This window comes from Pedococcus sp. P2_E5 (genome assembly GCF_056403895.1).
In genome coordinates, this window is sequence record NZ_JBFUEP010000031.1 from 36709 (window position 1) to 53749 (window position 17041).

General features: G+C 71.0%; 16 protein-coding genes. 9 read left to right on the forward strand and 7 right to left on the reverse strand.

What is annotated here, in order from left to right; genetic code table 11:
* Window positions 1-17: 17 nt before the first annotated feature.
* Window positions 18-1220 (forward strand): SIS domain-containing protein, encoded by a 1203-nt coding sequence (locus AC1DVZ_RS12195; protein ID WP_477618463.1) that lies wholly within the window; start codon window positions 18-20, stop codon window positions 1218-1220.
* A 32-nt stretch (window positions 1221-1252) separates the two neighbouring features.
* On the opposite strand, the gene AC1DVZ_RS12200 is transcribed toward AC1DVZ_RS12195, so the two are convergent.
* The 5 genes from AC1DVZ_RS12200 to AC1DVZ_RS12220 all read right to left on the reverse strand — a co-directional run bounded on the left by AC1DVZ_RS12200 (window position 1253) and on the right by AC1DVZ_RS12220 (window position 3833).
* Entirely contained in the window at window positions 1253-1945 is a 693-nt protein-coding gene (locus AC1DVZ_RS12200; RefSeq protein WP_477618464.1) for a TetR/AcrR family transcriptional regulator, read from the reverse strand.
* Complete coding sequence (locus AC1DVZ_RS12205; RefSeq protein ID WP_477618465.1) at window positions 1920-2351, reverse strand: DCC1-like thiol-disulfide oxidoreductase family protein; 432 nt, start codon at window positions 2349-2351, stop codon at window positions 1920-1922. The genes AC1DVZ_RS12200 and AC1DVZ_RS12205 overlap by 26 nt, the downstream gene beginning before the upstream one ends.
* Window positions 2348-2794, reverse strand: coding sequence for a hypothetical protein (locus AC1DVZ_RS12210; RefSeq protein WP_477618466.1), 447 nt, complete (start codon window positions 2792-2794; stop codon window positions 2348-2350). The genes AC1DVZ_RS12205 and AC1DVZ_RS12210 overlap by 4 nt, the downstream gene beginning before the upstream one ends.
* Window positions 2795-2799: 5 nt before the next feature.
* Window positions 2800-3213: a hypothetical protein gene (locus AC1DVZ_RS12215; protein WP_477618467.1), complete on the reverse strand. Its 414-nt coding sequence runs from the start codon at window positions 3211-3213 to the stop codon at window positions 2800-2802.
* Between the two features lie 92 nt (window positions 3214-3305).
* Entirely contained in the window at window positions 3306-3833 is a 528-nt protein-coding gene (locus AC1DVZ_RS12220; protein WP_477618468.1) for a YbaK/EbsC family protein, read from the reverse strand.
* Between the two features lie 39 nt (window positions 3834-3872).
* Between AC1DVZ_RS12220 and AC1DVZ_RS12225 the strand changes: the two genes are divergently transcribed.
* On the forward strand, window positions 3873-4934 hold the full coding sequence (locus AC1DVZ_RS12225; RefSeq protein WP_477618469.1) for a cation diffusion facilitator family transporter: 1062 nt from the start codon (window positions 3873-3875) through the stop codon (window positions 4932-4934).
* Here AC1DVZ_RS12225 and AC1DVZ_RS12230 read toward each other — a convergent pair.
* Entirely contained in the window at window positions 4931-5209 is a 279-nt protein-coding gene (locus tag AC1DVZ_RS12230) for a hypothetical protein (RefSeq protein ID WP_477618470.1), read from the reverse strand. The two genes, AC1DVZ_RS12225 and AC1DVZ_RS12230, sit on opposite strands and share 4 nt — an antisense overlap.
* Before the next feature lie 204 nt (window positions 5210-5413).
* On the opposite strand from AC1DVZ_RS12230, the gene ahcY reads away from it, so the two are divergent.
* The gene (gene ahcY, locus AC1DVZ_RS12235; RefSeq protein ID WP_477618471.1) at window positions 5414-6844 is read left to right on the forward strand and encodes an adenosylhomocysteinase; all 1431 of its coding nucleotides are present in this window, start codon (window positions 5414-5416) and stop codon (window positions 6842-6844) included.
* Between the two features lie 94 nt (window positions 6845-6938).
* On the opposite strand, the gene AC1DVZ_RS12240 is transcribed toward ahcY, so the two are convergent.
* Entirely contained in the window at window positions 6939-8285 is a 1347-nt protein-coding gene (locus AC1DVZ_RS12240) for a hypothetical protein (protein WP_477618472.1), read from the reverse strand.
* A 401-nt stretch (window positions 8286-8686) separates the two neighbouring features.
* Here AC1DVZ_RS12240 and AC1DVZ_RS12245 point away from each other — a divergent pair, with 401 nt between their 5' ends.
* The 6 genes from AC1DVZ_RS12245 to AC1DVZ_RS12270 form a co-directional block, all read left to right on the forward strand.
* On the forward strand, window positions 8687-10939 hold the full coding sequence (locus tag AC1DVZ_RS12245) for a spermidine synthase (RefSeq protein WP_477618473.1): 2253 nt from the start codon (window positions 8687-8689) through the stop codon (window positions 10937-10939).
* 22 nt (window positions 10940-10961) lie between these two features.
* Window positions 10962-12380: a hypothetical protein gene (locus AC1DVZ_RS12250; protein ID WP_477618474.1), complete on the forward strand. Its 1419-nt coding sequence runs from the start codon at window positions 10962-10964 to the stop codon at window positions 12378-12380.
* Window positions 12381-12466: 86 nt separating this feature from the next.
* Window positions 12467-13144, forward strand: coding sequence for an MtrAB system response regulator MtrA (mtrA, locus tag AC1DVZ_RS12255; RefSeq protein ID WP_477615010.1), 678 nt, complete (start codon window positions 12467-12469; stop codon window positions 13142-13144).
* A gap of 2 nt (window positions 13145-13146) precedes the next feature.
* The gene (mtrB, locus tag AC1DVZ_RS12260; RefSeq protein ID WP_477618475.1) at window positions 13147-14934 is read left to right on the forward strand and encodes an MtrAB system histidine kinase MtrB; all 1788 of its coding nucleotides are present in this window, start codon (window positions 13147-13149) and stop codon (window positions 14932-14934) included.
* On the forward strand, window positions 14931-16697 hold the full coding sequence (locus tag AC1DVZ_RS12265; protein ID WP_477618476.1) for an LpqB family beta-propeller domain-containing protein: 1767 nt from the start codon (window positions 14931-14933) through the stop codon (window positions 16695-16697). The genes mtrB and AC1DVZ_RS12265 overlap by 4 nt, the downstream gene beginning before the upstream one ends.
* Before the next feature lie 229 nt (window positions 16698-16926).
* Window positions 16927-17041 (forward strand): Flp family type IVb pilin (locus tag AC1DVZ_RS12270; protein ID WP_477618477.1); only part of this gene is annotated, 115 nt, incomplete at its 3' end.

The window sequence follows — 17041 nt, forward strand, 5'->3', positions numbered from 1 at the left end:
ACGGCGGGGGTCGCGCGATGGCACAGTTCTTCGACGAGTCGCGGATCGACAGCGACGAGACGCTGGCCACCCTCGACTCCCGGCAGGCCCTGAGGGGGCTGGCCACGGCCGGTGCCCAGGTGCGCGAGGCGATCGAGCTGTCCGCCGAGGGCGGGATCCAGCGAGTGGCCGGGGGCGAGCGGCCCCGGTCGGTCCTGGTGGCCTCGCTCGGCGGGTCTGCCGTCGTCTGTGACGTGCTCGAGCTGCTGGCCGAGCCGGGCTCGCCCGTCCCCGTCAGCGTGCGACGCAACCTGCCGCTGCCCGGCTGGGTCGGTCCGCTCGACCTCGTCATCGCCGTCTCCCTGTCCGGGCGCGCTCCCGGCCCTCTCGCGCTCGCGGCCGAGGCGGCTCGCCGAGGGGCTGCCCTGCTCACGGTCGGGGCCGTCGACTCACCGCTCGCGGACGTCGCAGCCCAGGCGCGGGGCGTCCACATCGGCATCGGCCGCGGTCGCACGACGTCCCGCACCGCCCTGTGGTCGCTGCTCGCCCCGGTGCTGCTGGGCGCCGGCCACCTGGGCATCGTCGACGTCGACGCCCGCGTGCTGACCGAGGCCGCCGACCGCCTCGACGAGGTCGCGGAGTCCTGCCGTCCGTCGTCGGAGTCGTTCGTCAACCCGGCCAAGGTGCTGGCCGCCGATCTCGCCGAAGGCGTCCCCGTGGTCCTGGGCGACGGTCCCCTGAACGGAGTGGCTGCGGGACGTGCCACGTCGATGCTCGCCCGCACCGCGCGCGTGCCGGCGACGTCCGGCGAGCTCCCTGACGACGCGGCGCAGGTGGTCGCCTGCTTCGACGGGCCGTTCACGGCCGCCTACTCCGGTGGAGCAGACTCTCGTCCGGGTGGCCGGGGCTCCGGGGCGGTGGACGACATCTTCACCGATCCGTTCCTCGACGGCCCCGCTGCACCACGGTTGTCGTTGCTGATGCTCCGCGACGTCCTGCCCGACCCGATGACCCGAGAAGCGGACGAGGCGCGGGCGCTGGCCGAAGCCGTGACCTCGGCGGCTCGTGAGGTGGGGGTGAGGGTCAGCGAGGTGACGGCGCAGCCAGGGCACCCGCTGACCCGTCTTGCGGGTCAGATCGCCACCACGGACTTCGCGGCCACCTACCTTGCCCTGGGCCTGGGGCTGGATCCTGCCGTCTCGCCGCACGTGGCGGACCTGCGAGGCCGGGCCGGCGGCTGACCCGAGCGGCCTGCGAGGGTTTCTCGGTGGCCTCAGGGACGCACCGAGCGGATCAGGGCGACGACGTCGCCGACCACGCCCCGCATGCCGGGCAGCCGGCTCAGCCGGACGAGCTTGTCGACGAGGGGGACGACCTGGCGCACGAGGGCGCGGGTGCGCTTCTGGCCGGTGCTCGAGTCGTGCACCCAGAACAGCACGACCCCCATCTGCAGCAGCCACAGCAGCTCGGGCAGCTCCGCCCGGATGGCTGCCGGCACCTTGAGGTCTGACCCGTCCACCACGCGGCGGAACAGGTCGATGCTGGCCTCCCTCGCGCCGCGTGACTCGCTGCTGAACGGTGACAGCGGGCTGGTCGGTTCGGCCGCGATCTTGAAGAACTTGCCGGCGAACCCGTGGAAGGGCTCGGCCACGTCCACCCAGCTGGTCAGCACCTCGCCCAGCCGGTCGGCGAACTTGTCGTTGCTGGCCAGGACCTGGTCCGCAGCGGCCGCGTGGGCGACCTGGACCTGGTCGTAGAAGGCCTGGACCAGGTGCTCCTTGGAGGCGAAGTAGTAGTAGGCGTTGCCGATGCTCACGTCGGCCCGGTCGGCGACGGCCCTCATGGTCGTCTTGTCGTAGCCGCGCTCGAGGAAGAGCTCCTGGGCGGCCGTAGCGATGGCCGTGCGTGTCTGCTCGCCACGGTCGGACCGGCTGGCAGGGTCAGACCGGTTGGCAGAGTCCGTCACAGTCGTCAGCGTAGCCACCCCCTCCGGTCGCGCCGGGGCTGCGCGCCTCGGGCACGTGCGTCGTGGTGAGGGACCCGCGCAGCCCGGCCGCGGCATACGCCATCGCCCTGGCGACCGGGAGGCCGAGCGGGGTGGACAGGCGGAGGGCGAGGTCGCGGTGCTCGACGGTGGCCCACAGGCAGGTCACCCACGCGCTGGCGCCGGTCCACACCGCCCCGGTGGTGGCCACGACCGTGATCTCCCGGAGGGTGGCGTCGTGGTCCAGGTGGGGGAGCAGCTCCCGTGCGGCGGTGGATCCGGCAGGCACCGCGATGACCGGCACGAGGTGCGGCTGCTCGACGAGCCACGACCGGAACCGCGAGCACATCGGGCACCCCCCGTCGTAGAGGACGACGAGCCGGTTCACGGGGCGGTCCCGCTGCCGATGGCGTGGTCCGTGCCGTTGGTGTGCGAGCTGCGCTCGCTCGGGGCGCCGAGGGCGAGGAGGACCGCCACACCCAGACCGGCCGTGACGGGGGCGATGAACACGCCGATGCTGAGCAGGCTGAGGACGGTCAGCACGCCGAGCAGGGCCACGACCACCACAGCGGCGACCCTGGCCGCGCGACCTCCGGGCCCGAGCAGCAACGCCCCGACGACCAGGCAGGCGCCCAGCGGGAGGCTCGCCACGACCAGCCCCCACCACCCGTTGACCTGGACGAGGGTGGCCGTGGTCGAGCTGGTGGTGACGGTGCCGGTCGCGTCCGTACTGGCCGAACCCCCGGAGTAGGCGGGGAGGGTGAGCGCCGCCACGACCAGCGCGAGGCTCCACAGGGAGGCGCCCGCCAGCGCGATCCGGACCGTCCTCACGACCGTCAGCCCTGTGGGGCGGGGAAGGGCTGGGTCCAGCCCTGGGGCGGGACCGGGGGAGTGGCCATGGCGTCGAGGCGACCACGGCGGCGGATCCTGTTGAAGACGTAGACGTTCGTGAGGTGCACGAAGCCGAGCATCAGCAGCACGACGCCCATCTTGACGCTGAGCACCTCGACGATGGAGCGGGCGCTCTCGATCGTGTCGCCGACGCGCAGGTAGAGCGCGACGACGCCGAGGTTGAGCAGGTAGAAGCCGACCACGAGCAGCTTGTTGACCGCCTCCGCGAGCTCACCGTTGCCGTCGAAGACGTCGACCAGGAAGACGCGGCCGTTGCGGGACAGCGTCGAGCCGACCCAGATGGTGAGCGGGATGGCGATGACCAGGTACAGCACGTAGGCGATGACGGTGTTGTCCACGGGGCTCCTTCATGACGGACGTTCTTTGAACGTGTTCAAGTTGATGGGCCCGACAGTAGCAGAAGATCTTGAACATGTTCAAGTAACGCCTGTCAGAGCGACAGGCGGAGGACCTCGGCGCAGGACAGGGCAGCCAGCTCGGTGGCCGGGAGCAGGACCTTGCTGGCCCGGATCCCGCTGCCGATGACGACGTCCCCCGCGGCGACGACCGCCTCGTCGACCAGCACGGGCCAGTCCTGTGGGAGGCCGATCGGGGTGATGCCGCCGTACTCCATCCCCGTCAGCGCGACCGCCTGGTCCATGGGGGCGAAGCTGATCTTGCGGACATCGAGGTGCCGGCGCACGGCGCCGTTGATGTCGGCGCGCATCGAGGCCAGCACCATCACCGCGGCATACCGGACCTCGCCGCCGCGCTTGCCGGCGACCACGACGCAGTTGGCCGAGCTCTCCATCGCCACGCCGTAGGCCTCGCAGAAGGCGGCCGTGTCGGCGAGCTCGGCGTCGATCGGCGCGACCCGTGCGGACGGTGTGCTGGCGATCGCCCGCACCACAGGCGCGGCCAACAGCTCGGTATGCCGCGCGGCCGGCTCCCAGGTCAGGTTTCCTTCGGCGGTGCCCATGTCGCTGACGGTAGCGCCCACACCGATACGCTGTCGGCCATGTCGACCGAGGGTGGGACCAAAGCCGTCGTTGCCGCACTGCTGGCCAACCTCGGGATCGCGATCACGAAGTTCGTCGCGTTCTTCCTGACCGGCTTCAGCTCGATGCTGGCCGAGGCGATCCACTCGTTGGCCGACTCCGGCAACCAGCTGCTGCTGCTGGCCGGTGGCCGCAGGGCCAAGCGGGCGGCGACGCCCGAGCACCCCTTCGGCTACGGCCGCGAACGCTACGTCTATGCCTTCATCGTCTCGATCGTGCTGTTCAGCATCGGTGGCCTCTTCGCGCTCTACGAGGCCTACCACAAGTGGCACGAGACCCACGACATGCACGACTTCGACCCGTTCAGCGACGAGCACGGCGGCAGCGCCCAGTGGTGGTGGGTGCCGGTGGTGGTCCTGGCGGTCGCGATCGTCCTCGAGTCGTTCTCCTTCCGCACCGCGATCCTGGAGTCCAACAAGGTCCGCGGCCGTCGCAAGTGGCTCGAGTTCGTCCGTGGGGCCAAGGCTCCCGAGCTGCCCGTGATCCTGTTGGAGGACCTCGCCGCGCTGTTCGGCCTCGTCTTCGCCTTCCTCGGGGTGGGGCTCATGCTGCTCACCAGGAACCCGCTCTTCGACGTCATCGGCACCGGCCTGATCGGTCTGCTCCTCGTGGCGGTCGCGATCTTCCTCGCCATCGAGATGAAGTCGCTACTGCTGGGGGAGTCCGCCTCCCCCGAGCACATCGGACGGATCGTGCAGGCGATCGAGTCGGTCGACGGCATCGACCGCGTCATCCACCAGCGCACGCTGCACATCGGGCCCGAAGAGGTTGTCGTCGCGGCCAAGGTCGCGGTCCCGGCAGGGACGACGGCCGAGGACATCGCCGACGCGATCAACGCCGCGGAGGTCAAGGCCCGTGAGGCCGCTCCCGACCTCACGCTGCTGATGTACCTCGAGCCGGACATCGACACCGGCACGCGCGAGCGCCCCGAGTGGCAGCACAGCGAAGCCACCCTCACCGACGCGGCCGACGACCCGTTGCCGACGAGCGGCGACGGCCACCAGGACAGCGGCGTCGGCTAGGACTCCGCGGCGTCAGCCTCGGGTGCCGTTTCGCTGTCGTCGTCGCTGTCCCTGTCTCGGTCGCTGTCGCTGTCCGTGTCGCTGTCGTTCCCGTCCAGGCTGTTGGCGACTGGCTGCCCGTCGGGCTCGACCTGGTAGTCGCCCTTGACCTCGTCCCAGGCCTCGACCTTCTCTTCGTCGAGCTCGAGCTCCACGGTCGTGGGCTCCTCGCTCGTGGGGGCTTCGACCGCTGCGTCGGCGATCTCGCCGGGGACCCCGCTGCTGGGCTCGCTCATGGTGCTCCGTTCGTCGTGGGTAACCCCTTCCTAGTGCCGCCGGCGGCCGAGCGCACCCCGGGCACCCGCGCTCAGGCCGGCCGGGCGGCATCCCTCCGGTAGAGTGGGGCACCGCCGGCGCGGGTGATAACCCGCTCGAACCGTGAATGCCCAGATGGGCTGCGCCGGGTCCGCAGACCACACACTCAACGGAAGCGATTTTCCATGTCCTTTGAACACAAGGTTGCCGACCTGGGCCTCGCAGAGGCCGGCCGTCACCAGATCCGCCTGGCCGAGCACGAGATGCCCGGTCTGATGTCCCTGCGCGAGGAGTTCGCCGCGGCCCAGCCGCTCAAGGGCGCCCGCATCGCCGGCTCGCTGCACATGACCGTGCAGACCGCCGTGCTCATCGAGACGCTGACCGCGCTCGGCGCCGAGGTCCGCTGGGCCTCCTGCAACATCTACTCGACCCAGGACGAGGCGGCCGCCGCGGTCGTCGTCGGCAAGGGCACTCCCGAGGACCCGCAGGGTGTCCCCGTGTTCGCCTGGAAGGGCGAGACCCTCACCGAGTACTGGGACTGCACCGAGCAGATCCTCACCTGGCCCGGTGGCGAGGGCGCCAACATGATCCTCGACGACGGTGGCGACGCCACGATGCTCGTCCACAACGGACGCCTGTGGGAGACCGCCGGTCAGGTGTCCCCCACCGACGAGTCGGACTCCGAGGAGGTCGGCGTCTTCAAGGAGCTCGTCCGCAAGACCCTCAAGGCCGACCCGACCAAGTGGACCACCGTCTCGGAGGCCATCAAGGGCGTCACCGAGGAGACCACCACCGGTGTCCACCGCCTCTACGAGCTGGCTGCCACCGGTGACCTGCTCTTCCCGGCGATCAACGTCAACGACTCGGTCACCAAGTCCAAGTTCGACAACAAGTACGGCTGTCGCCACTCGGTCCTCGACGGCCTCAACCGCGCCACCGACGTCCTCATCGGCGGCAAGGTCGCCGTCGTCGCCGGCTTCGGCGACGTGGGCAAGGGCTGCGCCTCGGCGCTGGCCGGTCAGGGCGCCCGCGTCATCGTCACCGAGATCGACCCGATCTGCGCACTGCAGGCCGCGATGGAGGGCTACCAGGTTGCCCGCCTCGACGACGTCGTGGACATCGCCGACATCTTCGTCACCACCACCGGCAACTTCAACATCATCACCGCCGAGCACATGACGAGGATGAAGAACAAGGCGATCGTGTCCAACATCGGTCACTTCGACAACGAGATCGACATGGCCGGCCTGGCCAAGGTCGCCGTCACCAAGACCGAGATCAAGCCGCAGGTCCACGAGTGGACCTTCGAGAGTGGCAACTCGATCATCGTGCTCTCCGAGGGTCGCCTGATGAACCTCGGCAACGCCACCGGCCACCCGAGCTTCGTCATGTCGAACTCGTTCGCGAACCAGACGATCGCCCAGATCGAGCTGTTCACCAAGAACGACGACTACGACAAGCAGGTCTACGTGCTGCCCAAGCACCTCGACGAGAAGGTCGCCCGCCTGCACCTCGACGCCCTCGGCGTCCAGCTCACCCAGCTGACCAAGGAGCAGGCCGCCTACATCGGTGTCGACGTGGCCGGCCCCTACAAGCCGGAGCACTACCGCTACTGAGGCTGCGCCTCACCGGCGGTTCGGCCCCGCCACGCACCATCTCGTATGCCGCCCGCTCACCTCGAGCGGGCGGCATACCTCGTCCGACGAGGAGCTAGGGGAAGGGCTGCTCGGTGGGCAGGCCGGCGATCGTGAACGTGCCGGTCACCCACTTGTACTGGGCGAAGAGCCCGATCGCCAGCAGGGCCACGAGGACCACGAGGTCCAGCCTGCGGGACGACGACGGGGCGGGCTGCCCCGGACCGTCCGGCTGGTCGGCGTGGTCCAGGTGAGCCGGCTGGTCCCGTGGACCCGGGCGCGGATCGGGGAGCGGCCAGAGCGGAACGATCGTCAGCAGCATGTAGCGCAGGACGCTGGGGCCAGGTGCCGTGACCGACAGCATGTAGATCGGGTAGACGGCCGCCCACAGCCGCAGTTCGGTGCCCCACGCCCGGGCCCCCGGTCGGAGGACGATGGCCAGGATGGTCACCAGGACCGCGACGACGACGATGAAGCCGCCTGCGTCGATGGAGCTCAACCACTTGACCCAGCCACCCATGGGGGTCTCGGCATAGACGCCCCACGCGTGCATCGTGCGGATGTAGGCACGCGGCTCGCCGGTGACGACGCCTGCCAGGACCGGCCAGATCGCGGCCGTCGCCCCGCACGCGATGCCGGCGAGCAGCCCTCGCGTCAGCCTCGAGCGGCTCGCCCGCGATCGGTCGCTGCGCCGGAAGGTGACGAGGGTGTGCAGGCAGACCACGGCCGCCACGGCCGGGACGATGGGGCGGGTCAGGGCCAGCGCCACACTGGCCGCCAGCAGGACCGTCCACGACTGCCTGCGCAGAGCGTTGAGGCAGGTCAGGACCAGGAGCAGAGCCAGGCTCTCCGAGTACGCGACCTGCATCACGGGAGCCGTCATGAAGCCGCACAGGCACAGGACCGACGCCTTCGCGCTGAAGTCGGACGCGGTCCGCAGCAGCATGCGGTACAGCAGGCACACCGCTGCGGCGCCGCAGACCAGGCTCACCAGCGACGCAGCGAGGCTGAAGTCGAGGCCGGTCAGCGTCATCACGCCCCGCACGACGACCGGATAGCCGGGATAGAAGCCCCACGCGCTCTGCACGACCTCGCCGGACACCGTCGGCAGGACGCGGGGGTAGCCCTGCTGCGCGATCTGCGCGTACCACTGGCCGTCCCAGTTCGCGATCACGTCCCAGTAGCCCGGCGACGCGGTGGGCGGCAGGAAGACGTGGTAGCCGGTGTCGGTGGGCACGACTCCCTGGTCGCGGGCGCCGAGCGACAGGAGGACCCACCCGACGACCCGGGTGACCGCAAAGACCGCCAGGGGGAAGAGGGCCCAGCGTGCGGCCGCGACCGCGGGTGGGAGGCGCAAGGTCGGCATCGCCCGATGGCGCTCGGAGAGGCGGCCCCGGGTCTCTGGCCGCGTTCGTGTGCTCATGGCGTGCGCCTCCGGGCGGCAGTCGTCCACCACTGGCCGCGTGCGTTGAAGTCCACTCTGGCTGGGCGGACAGGAAACCTTGCCACCGAGCTGCTCGATCGTCGTGCCGAGTGTCGTCCATCGTGGACCTGCCTGGCGACGTCGAATGGGACATTCTGGCCGAACAGGTGAGAGCGGCATCGTGTGTGCGGGCACTCGGCGACCCATTCGTCACCGAGGAGCGGACGGGGCGGGTTGGGTGGCAGCCACCTGTCCACTGTCGGTGCGGCTCCACTGTCGGCCAGGCAGCCCCAGGTGGGCTCATGGGCAGTGCTGGGCCAGTGTGGTCCCTTGTCCGTCCCACAGAGAGCTGACCGGAGTTGTCCAGGATGGCTGTCGTCCCCACCACGTCGCATGATGTCGTGCCCACCCGCCGACCAGGACCGGCGCGAGCCAGGACGCGCGGGGACGTCGTGCTCGTCCTCGTGTTCACCCTCACCGCCTTCGCGGGCGCCGGACTCCTGTTCGTCGTCCAGCCGATGGTGGCGCGGTTGGTCCTGCCGTCCTTCGGTGGGTCGGCGACCGTGTGGAGCACGAGCAGCCTGTTCTTCCAGGTGCTGCTCCTGCTCGGCTACTCCTACTCCCACGCCACGACCCGCCGCCTCGGGCCCGTGTGGCAGCCCCCGGTGCACGTCCTGGTGCTGCTGGCTCCCCTCGTGGTGCTGCCGATCGCGCTGCCTCCCGATGCCGCGCCGAGCGCGACGGCGTCGCCCGTGCTCTGGCTACTCAGGATCCTGCTCGTCATGATCGGGCTGCCCTTCCTGGTCATCTCCACCGCCGGACCGCTGCTGCAGCGGTGGTACTCGTGGACGGGTGGCCCGCGCGCCGACGACCCGTACTTCCTGTTCGCCGCCGGCAACCTCGGCAGCTTCGGTGGGTTGCTTGCCTACCCGTTCATCGTGGAGCCCCACCTCTCGCTGGCTCAGCAACGGACCTGGTGGTCGTGGGGATTCGTCGGCTTCGTGGTGCTGACGGCGGCGTGCGCCGCACTGACCCGCCTGTCGGTCGGCCGCAGGGGGGTCGGTTCGGCAGGTCCTTCGGGTGGCTCCCAGTCGAAAGGCGTCGGGGTCGGGCCACGACGGATGGGGCGATGGGCGCTCTGGGCCTTCCTGCCGTCGGCGATGATGCTGGCCGTCACCGCCCACGTGAGCACCGACATCGCCCCCATCCCGCTGCTCTGGGTGGTGCCACTCGCGATCTACCTCGCCACCTTCGTCATCGCGTTCGCCCGCACCTCACGCAGCGTTCCCGCGACGGCGGTTCGACTGGCGGTCGCGAGCACGGTCCTCGCCGCGGCGGCCGCGATGATGCAGGCTCGCACCCCCATCCTGCTCGGCGTCGTGCTGAACATGGTGATGCTGGCGCTCGTCGCGTTCGTCGCCCATGCGCGACTTGCCGCAGACCGTCCGCCGGTCGGTGATCTCACGCACTTCTACCTGGTGGTCGCCGGGGGCGGGGCGTTGGGTGGCCTGCTCAACGGCATGCTCGCCCCTCTGGTCTTCGACCGTGTTCTCGAGTACCCGATCGTCACGGCTCTGGTACCCCTCCTGCTCATCGGCAAGGCCGCGCACCGGTCTCGGGTCGACGAGCCGGCCCCCAGTGGTCGGCCGGCGTCGGCGTCGGCGTCGGTGTCGGCGTCCGCGTCGGCGTTGCGCAAAGCGGGCGTCGTGCTCGGGGCAACCGTCGGTGCGGCCGGCCTCGGCCTGGTGCTCAGTCGGTGGGCAGACTCCCTTGCCCTCGCCCTGGGAGGTCTGGCTCTGGCTGCCCTGGCGGGATGGCTGCTGTCGACGCGGCGGATGATCGTGGCCTTCGTGCTGCTGCTGACGTTCGTGGGTGTCGAGGTGAAGCTGGACCAGGGCTCGCTGGACCATCGCCGCACCTTCTTCGGCAGCTATCGCGTGTCCGAGGCCGTGGGCCAGCACCGGTTCGCCCACGGCACCACCGTCCACGGCACGCAGTGGCTGGGCGCTCAGCGCACGGAGCCGACCACCTACTACGCGCGCACCGGCCCGCTGGGAGACGTGTTCGCGACACCGGGGATCGCCGACGTCGGGGCGGTGGGCCTGGGGGTGGGCACGCTGGCGGCCTATGGTGCGCCGGGGCAACGCCTCACCTTCATCGAGATCGACCCTGCCGTGGTCGACATCGCCCGCGACCGGCGGATGTTCACCTACCTCGCGGACTCGGCCGCCCACGTGGACGTCGTCGTCGGAGACGGGCGCCTCGAGGTGGGCAGGCTCGCACCTCGTTCGCTCGATCTCCTCGTGCTCGATGCGTTCAGCTCCGACGCCATCCCGGTGCACCTGCTCACGGAGGAGGCGATGCGCGTCTACGCCGACAGCCTTCGGCCGGGCGGACTGCTCGTCGTCCATATCAGCAACAGGGTCTTCGACCTCGCGCCCGTCCTGACCGGCAGCGCCGCGTCCCTGGGCTGGACCGGACGCGTGGCGACGAAGGGTTCGGGCCCCGGTGCCTCCCGGAGCACGTGGGTGGTCATGTCGTCCGACGAGGACCGGCTCGCTCCGCTGACCGCCGGTCGAGGATGGGAGCCGCTCAGGGGGCGCAGGGTGGACTGGACCGACGACTACTCCTCGATCCTGTCGGTCCTCAAGTGACTCCTCTGCCAGTGTGGGGGCCGTGAGCACCCATCGACCGCTGGCACGGGATGCCGTGAGCGCGCTGAGTCGGTCGTGGCGCACGTTCGCCGCGCTGCTGGTGGTCTCGGCGTTCACCGCCTGGCAGGCCATCGTCGGCGCGGACGCGTTCTGGGTGGTCGCGCTCGGGAGGCACATCCTCGACACGGGCACCATCACGCACCACATCCCCTTCGCCGCAGCGCCCTCGGACGGGTGGCACAACGTGCCGGTCCTGGCCGAGCTCCTCTTTGCCGCCGCCACCCTCCCCAGCGATCGTGGGCTGCTCGCGCTGCAGGGCGCCGCCGGCTTCGCGGCCCTGCTCGTGCTGGCCGCGGCTGCGCTTCGTCGTGGTGCGCGGGACGCGAGAGTCGCGGGGGTCGTGCTCCTGGTGGCAACGATGTCCCTCCAGGCGCTGGTGGTCGTGCGCCTGCAGATGCTCTCCCTGGTGCCCTTCGCCCTGCTCATGGTGGTGCTCACGCGGCAGGCGCAGCGGCCGACGCGCAGCATCTGGCTGCTCCCGGCGCTGGTGGCGGTGTGGGCGAACCTGCACGGGGCGGTGCTCGTCGGCGTCGCGGTCGCAGGCTGCCACCTCCTGGTCAGCCGGCTCCACCGGCGCCCGGCGGAGACCATCGCCGTCGGCGTCACCACCCTGGGGGCCCTGTTCCTCACTCCCGCAGGCCTCGGCACCTTCCACTACTACGTCGGCGTCTTCTCCAACGAGGCCGCCAAGCGTGGTTCCGAGCTGTGGTCCGCTCCGGATCCGCGGCGCCCCTTCGACGCCCTGCTGCTCGGCGCCGGTCTGGTGCTGCTGGTCCTGTTCCTGAGGTCTCGGCGGGCCGCGTGGGAGTACGTCGTCGCAGGCGTCCTGGTGACCGCCACGCTGATCGCCGCACGCAACGGTGTCTGGCTCGCCCTGGGCCTGTTCCTCCTCGCGACGGGCACGTCCCAGGGGGTGCGGTCGACCTCGGGCGACGGGGCGCCCACCCCCACCCTGCGACGCCCGAGCCCGGTGCCGTGGCTGGCCTGGTCCCTGGTCGCGGTGGCTGTGTGGACGGCCGTCCTCGCGGCCAAGGAGGAGGTCCCCGGCTACGTGCCCGGCTCCGTCGTCACCGCGGTGCGCGACCTCGCGGGCCCCGACGGGGTGGTGTTGGCCACCGAGCCGGGAGTCGAGCAGCTCGCGGCTGACGGGCTCACGGTCTGGGTCAGCGACCCCATCGACGCCTTCGCCCCGGCGGACCAGGCGACCTACCTGGACTTCCTCGCCGGTGACCCTGCCGGACGACGGGCGTGGGACTCGGCGGACGTGGTGGCCGTCGAGAAGGGGCGCCCCGCGCTCGGGCTGGTCGAGGCCGACCAGACGTGGCGGACTGCGCAGGTCATCGGTGACTGGCACCTGTTCGTCCGCGAAAGTCCGCGCTGACCCTCGTGGCTCGGACACCCCGTGCACTCCGTGTGTGATGATTCGGAGGAAATCTTTACTCAATGCTGGGAAGAGGGTTGACGCAGGTGAAGGGTCGCGTGCTCATCGTCGATGACGATCTGGCGCTGGCGGAGATGCTCGGCATCGTCCTGCGCAACGAGGGACTCGAGGTGTCCCACGTGGCCGACGGGGCGGGAGCCCTGGGTGCCTTCCGTGACAGCCGGCCCGACCTGGTCCTGCTCGACGTGATGCTGCCGGGTCTGGACGGCATGGAGGTCTGCCGCCGGATCCGTGCCGAGTCGGGGGTCCCGATCGTCATGCTCACCGCGCGCACCGACACCGTCGACGTGGTCGTGGGGCTGGAGTCCGGCGCCGACGACTACGTCGTCAAGCCCTTCAAGCCGCAGGAGCTCATCGCGCGCATCCGGGCCAGGCTGCGTCGCGGCGACGAGCCGGAGCCCGAGCGCCTCGAGATCGGCGACCTCGTCATCGACGTGGCGGGTCACTCGGTCAAGCGGGACGTCACCGCGCTCTCCCTGACGCCGCTCGAGTTCGACCTCCTCGTCGCCCTGGCCCGCAAGCCGTGGCAGGTCTTCACCCGCGAGGTGCTCCTCGAGCAGGTGTGGGGCTACCGCCACGCCGGGGACACGAGGCTGGTCAACGTCCACGTGCAGCGGCTGCGCTCCAAGATCGAGCACGACCCCGAGCACCCCGAGATCGTCGTGACGGTGCGCGGCGTCGGCTACAAGGCCGGCCCGAACTAGCCATGTCCGAGTCGGCCCGTCCGAGGCCTGGTCGGACGCCGACACCGCGGTTCTCCGACCACCGCGCCAAAGGGGTGCGTGCGGTCCGCGCCGTCCTGGCGCGCTCGCGGCGCCAGCTGGTGCGCTGGGCGCGGAGGCTGGCACACCTGTGGCGGGCGTCGCTGCAGTTCCGCGTCGTCACCTCCACGATGCTGCTGGGCTTTGCGGTCGTCGTGCTCCTCGGCTCCTACCTGTTCTCGTCCATCTCCGACGGGCTCGAGCAGGACCGCATCGAGTCGGCCAAGCTCGAGTCCTCCCGGTTGACGACGGAGGTGCAGGGCAGCTTCGACAACAGCGACCGCACGAGCAGTGAGGGCGACCTCAACCTGCTGGCGCGCCAGGCCGTGCAGAGCGCCGCCTCGCCGGGCGGCGACAACGAGCGCTACCTCGTGYTGACCCGCAGCCTCGCCAACACGTCGAACACGTCGGTGCAGACGCTCTCCAGCGGGCGGGTCGGGCTTCCCGCGGTCCCGGTCGCCCTGCGTGAGGCCGTGCGCGCCGACCCGGGTCGCCAACAGGTGATGCTCATCGGCATCACCGACCCGCAGGGCGGCGGGCGCGTGCCGGCCGTCATCGTCGGCTCCCAGGTCGAGGTGCCCCTCGCCGGGAACTACGACCTGTATGCCGTGTTCCCGATGCAGCGCGAACAGGCGACCCTCGACCTCATCACCCGCACCTTCCTCATCGGTGGCCTGGCCCTGGTCTTCCTCGTCGGCGTGATCGCGTGGGTCGTGACCCGACAGGTCGTCAGCCCGGTCCGTCGGGCCGCGCTGGTGGCCGAGCGGCTGTCGTCGGGGCGGCTCAACGAACGCATGCGCGCCCGCGGTGAGGACGACCTGGCCCGCCTGGCGAAGTCGTTCAACGAGATGGCCGACAGCCTGCAGACCCAGATCCGCCAGCTGGAGGGCCTGTCCCGGGTCCAGCAGCGGTTCGTCTCGGACGTCTCGCACGAGCTGCGCACACCGCTGACCACCATCCGGATGGCCGCTGACCTGATCCACGACTCCCGCAGGGCGTTCGACCCCGCGGTCTCGCGTTCGGCCGAGCTGCTGCACAACGAGCTCGACCGGTTCGAGGAGCTGCTGGCGGACCTGCTCGAGATCAGCCGGTTCGACGCGGGAGCGGCGGCGCTCGACTCCGAGGTCACCGACCTGCGGGCGACCGTCGCGCGGGCCGTGCAGTCGGCCCAGCCCATCGCCGACCGCTGGGGCAGCGCCATCACCGTGACCGCGAACGGTCGGTGTGACGCGGAGGTGGATGCCCGTCGCGTCGAACGCATCCTGCGCAACCTCATCGTCAACGCCCTCGAGCACGGGGAGGGCCGGCCCGTGGAGATCGCCGTCGCCGTCAACGAGACTGCGGCTGCCGTCACCGTGCGCGACCACGGCGTCGGGTTGCGCCCTGGTGAGGGCGCGCTGGTCTTCAACCGTTTCTGGCGTGCCGACCCGGCCCGCGCCCGCACGACCGGTGGGACCGGTCTGGGCCTGGCCATCTCCCTGGAGGACGCCCGGCTGCACGACGGCTGGCTCCAGGCGTGGGGCGAACCGGGGGAGGGGTCCTGCTTCCGGCTCACCCTGCCCCGGCACGCCGACCGGCCGATCGCCGAGGCTCCGCTGCCGCTGCGGCCGAGCGACGTCCCCGAGCCGCCGGCGGCGGCCGCGAAGCCGCACGGCGTCCCCACGCAGGGCAGTGCCTCGCCTCCCGTGGCGAGCACGCGGCATACCCCCACCGCGCCGTGGAGCCCGCGATGAGGCGCCGGTATGCCGCGAGCCTGGCCCTGTGTGCGGTGTTCGCCGTGGGTGCGTGCGGGGGACTGTCCACCAGCTCGGCCATCCAGCCCGGGCTGGAGGTCGGCTCGGTGCAGGAGAACGAGGTGCGCGTGGAGGTCAACCCGGTGGCGCCCGGGTCCTCGCCGCAGCAGGTGGTGCAGGGGTTCATCAGGGCTGCGGCAGCCAGCGACGACGGGTACCAGGCGGCCCGGTCCTACCTCGGGTCCGGACCCCAGGGCTCCTGGCGGCCCGACTCCTCGGTCGTCGTCTTCGGCTCCGACTCCGAGCTCACCTACAAACCGTCCTCCGACGACACGGTCACGGCCGTCGCCAACGCCATCGCGCGGATCGACGGGTCGGGACGCTACGAGGAGCTGCCGCCCAGCTCGCAGGTGCGGGTCACCTTCGGACTCGCCCGCTCCAGTGGTGAGTGGCGGATCAGCAGGATGCCGGACAACTTCGGCACCTGGCTGAGCCAAGCCGACCTCGACCGGCTGTACGACCCGTTCCGGATCTACTACGTGTCGGCGGGGGACCATCGACTGGTGCCGGACGTCCGCTGGCTGCCCCTCGGCACCGGGCTCGCGACCCGGCTGGCCAGGTCGCTGCTCGCCGGGGTGCCGGGCTACCTCAGGGGAGCGGTCCGCACCGACATCCCCTCCGGGACGCAGCTGGCCGTCGACGCGGTCACCATCGACTCGGGGACGGCCAAGGTCGACCTCGCGGCCACCCGGCTGGGCAACGACCCCGGGCAACGCCAGAACCTCGGCGCCCAGTTCCTCGCGACGGTGACCCAGGCGCCGGGCGTCGAGCGCGTCGCCCTGCGGCTGGAGGGCGCCGACCTGCAGATGCCCAATGGCGAGAGCACCGTGGACTCCCTGTCGGCCCTGGGCTTCGCCACACCGTCCGACCCCGACGTCAAACCCCTCCTGCGGGTGGGGACGGCGTTGGTCCCCGTGGATCCCGATGACGTCGGCGACTCGGTTGAGCGCACCCCACCGCCGGAGGCGGCAACCTTGCCGGCCGTGCAACCGGGGTGGGCCTACCTGGCCATGTCCCGCAACGGTCAGGAGGTCGCGGCCGTCGGCGGCGACCGCGCCCAGCTGGCACGGTGGCGTGGCCACACCCAGGTGCAGCTCGTCTCACCCGGCACCCGGCTCACCCGGCCCACCTACGACCGCGAGGACGTCCTGTGGGTGGCGGGCCGCAGCAACGGCGCGACGAAGGTCTGGGCGATCAATGCCGCAGCCGATCCGGCGGACGCGTCCAAGGCCCTGCCGCAGGTCGTGGCCGTCGACTGGCTGGAGGACCGGTCGGTGGTGAGCCTGCGGCTCTCGCCCGACGGGCAGCGCCTCGCGGTCATCACCACCAAGGGGGACGGCACGGACCCCCGCGTGGACGTCGCCGGAGTCGTGCGGCAACCCAACGGACTGCCGGCCTCCCTGGCGGCGCCGCTCCGACTGGCGCCGACGCTGACCCTGGCCCGCGACCTCGTGTGGGTGGACGACGCCACCCTGGCGGTCCTGGGCCGGCTGACGCCCTCACAGGTGGTCAGGCCGTGGCTGGTCCCCCTGGGTGGCGCGATAGCCGCCGGACCGGATATCGCTGGGGCGCAGTCGATTACGACGGTCAACGGCGAGCGTGGACTCGTCGTGACGACCGACAAGCACCAGGTGCTCATCCGCGCCGGCAGCAGGTGGCAACGGGTCGGCGAGGGCACCGACCTCGTGGTCGCCGCGAGGTGATCGAGGTCCCGGGAGCTCGGCGACCCGCCGCCGCGGCGCGGAATCCCCATTAGCGTCCCGCCGCCGGGGTGCCATCCCCCGTTCGGCTGATGGAGCCGTCGACCATCAGCCAGCCGCGTTGGACCCCAACAGCCGATGTGGCACGGGCCCCCGGAACGGCAGTCTCTACCTCGGCGCAGTACCGCAGTGGTCTGAGCCGCGGGAATCAAATCTTTGAAAGGGATTCACAATGCTCAAGACCATCGCGAAGTTCCAGACCAGCGTCTTCCACGCCCGCACCTCCGAGCGTGGCGCGACCGCTGTTGAGTACGGCCTGCTCGTGGCCCTGATCGCCGCTGTCATCG

Coding starts and splice junctions, on each gene's coding strand:
- AC1DVZ_RS12195 (WP_477618463.1), top strand. CDS start 18: ATGGCACAGTTCTTCGACGAGTCGCGGATCGACAGCGACGAGACGCTG.
- AC1DVZ_RS12220 (WP_477618468.1), bottom strand. CDS start 3,833: ATGGGCACCGCCGAAGGAAACCTGACCTGGGAGCCGGCCGCGCGGCAT.
- AC1DVZ_RS12225 (WP_477618469.1), top strand. CDS start 3,873: ATGTCGACCGAGGGTGGGACCAAAGCCGTCGTTGCCGCACTGCTGGCC.
- AC1DVZ_RS12230 (WP_477618470.1), bottom strand. CDS start 5,209: ATGAGCGAGCCCAGCAGCGGGGTCCCCGGCGAGATCGCCGACGCAGCG.
- ahcY (WP_477618471.1), top strand. CDS start 5,414: ATGTCCTTTGAACACAAGGTTGCCGACCTGGGCCTCGCAGAGGCCGGC.
- AC1DVZ_RS12240 (WP_477618472.1), bottom strand. CDS start 8,285: ATGAGCACACGAACGCGGCCAGAGACCCGGGGCCGCCTCTCCGAGCGC.
- AC1DVZ_RS12265 (WP_477618476.1), top strand. CDS start 14,931: ATGAGGCGCCGGTATGCCGCGAGCCTGGCCCTGTGTGCGGTGTTCGCC.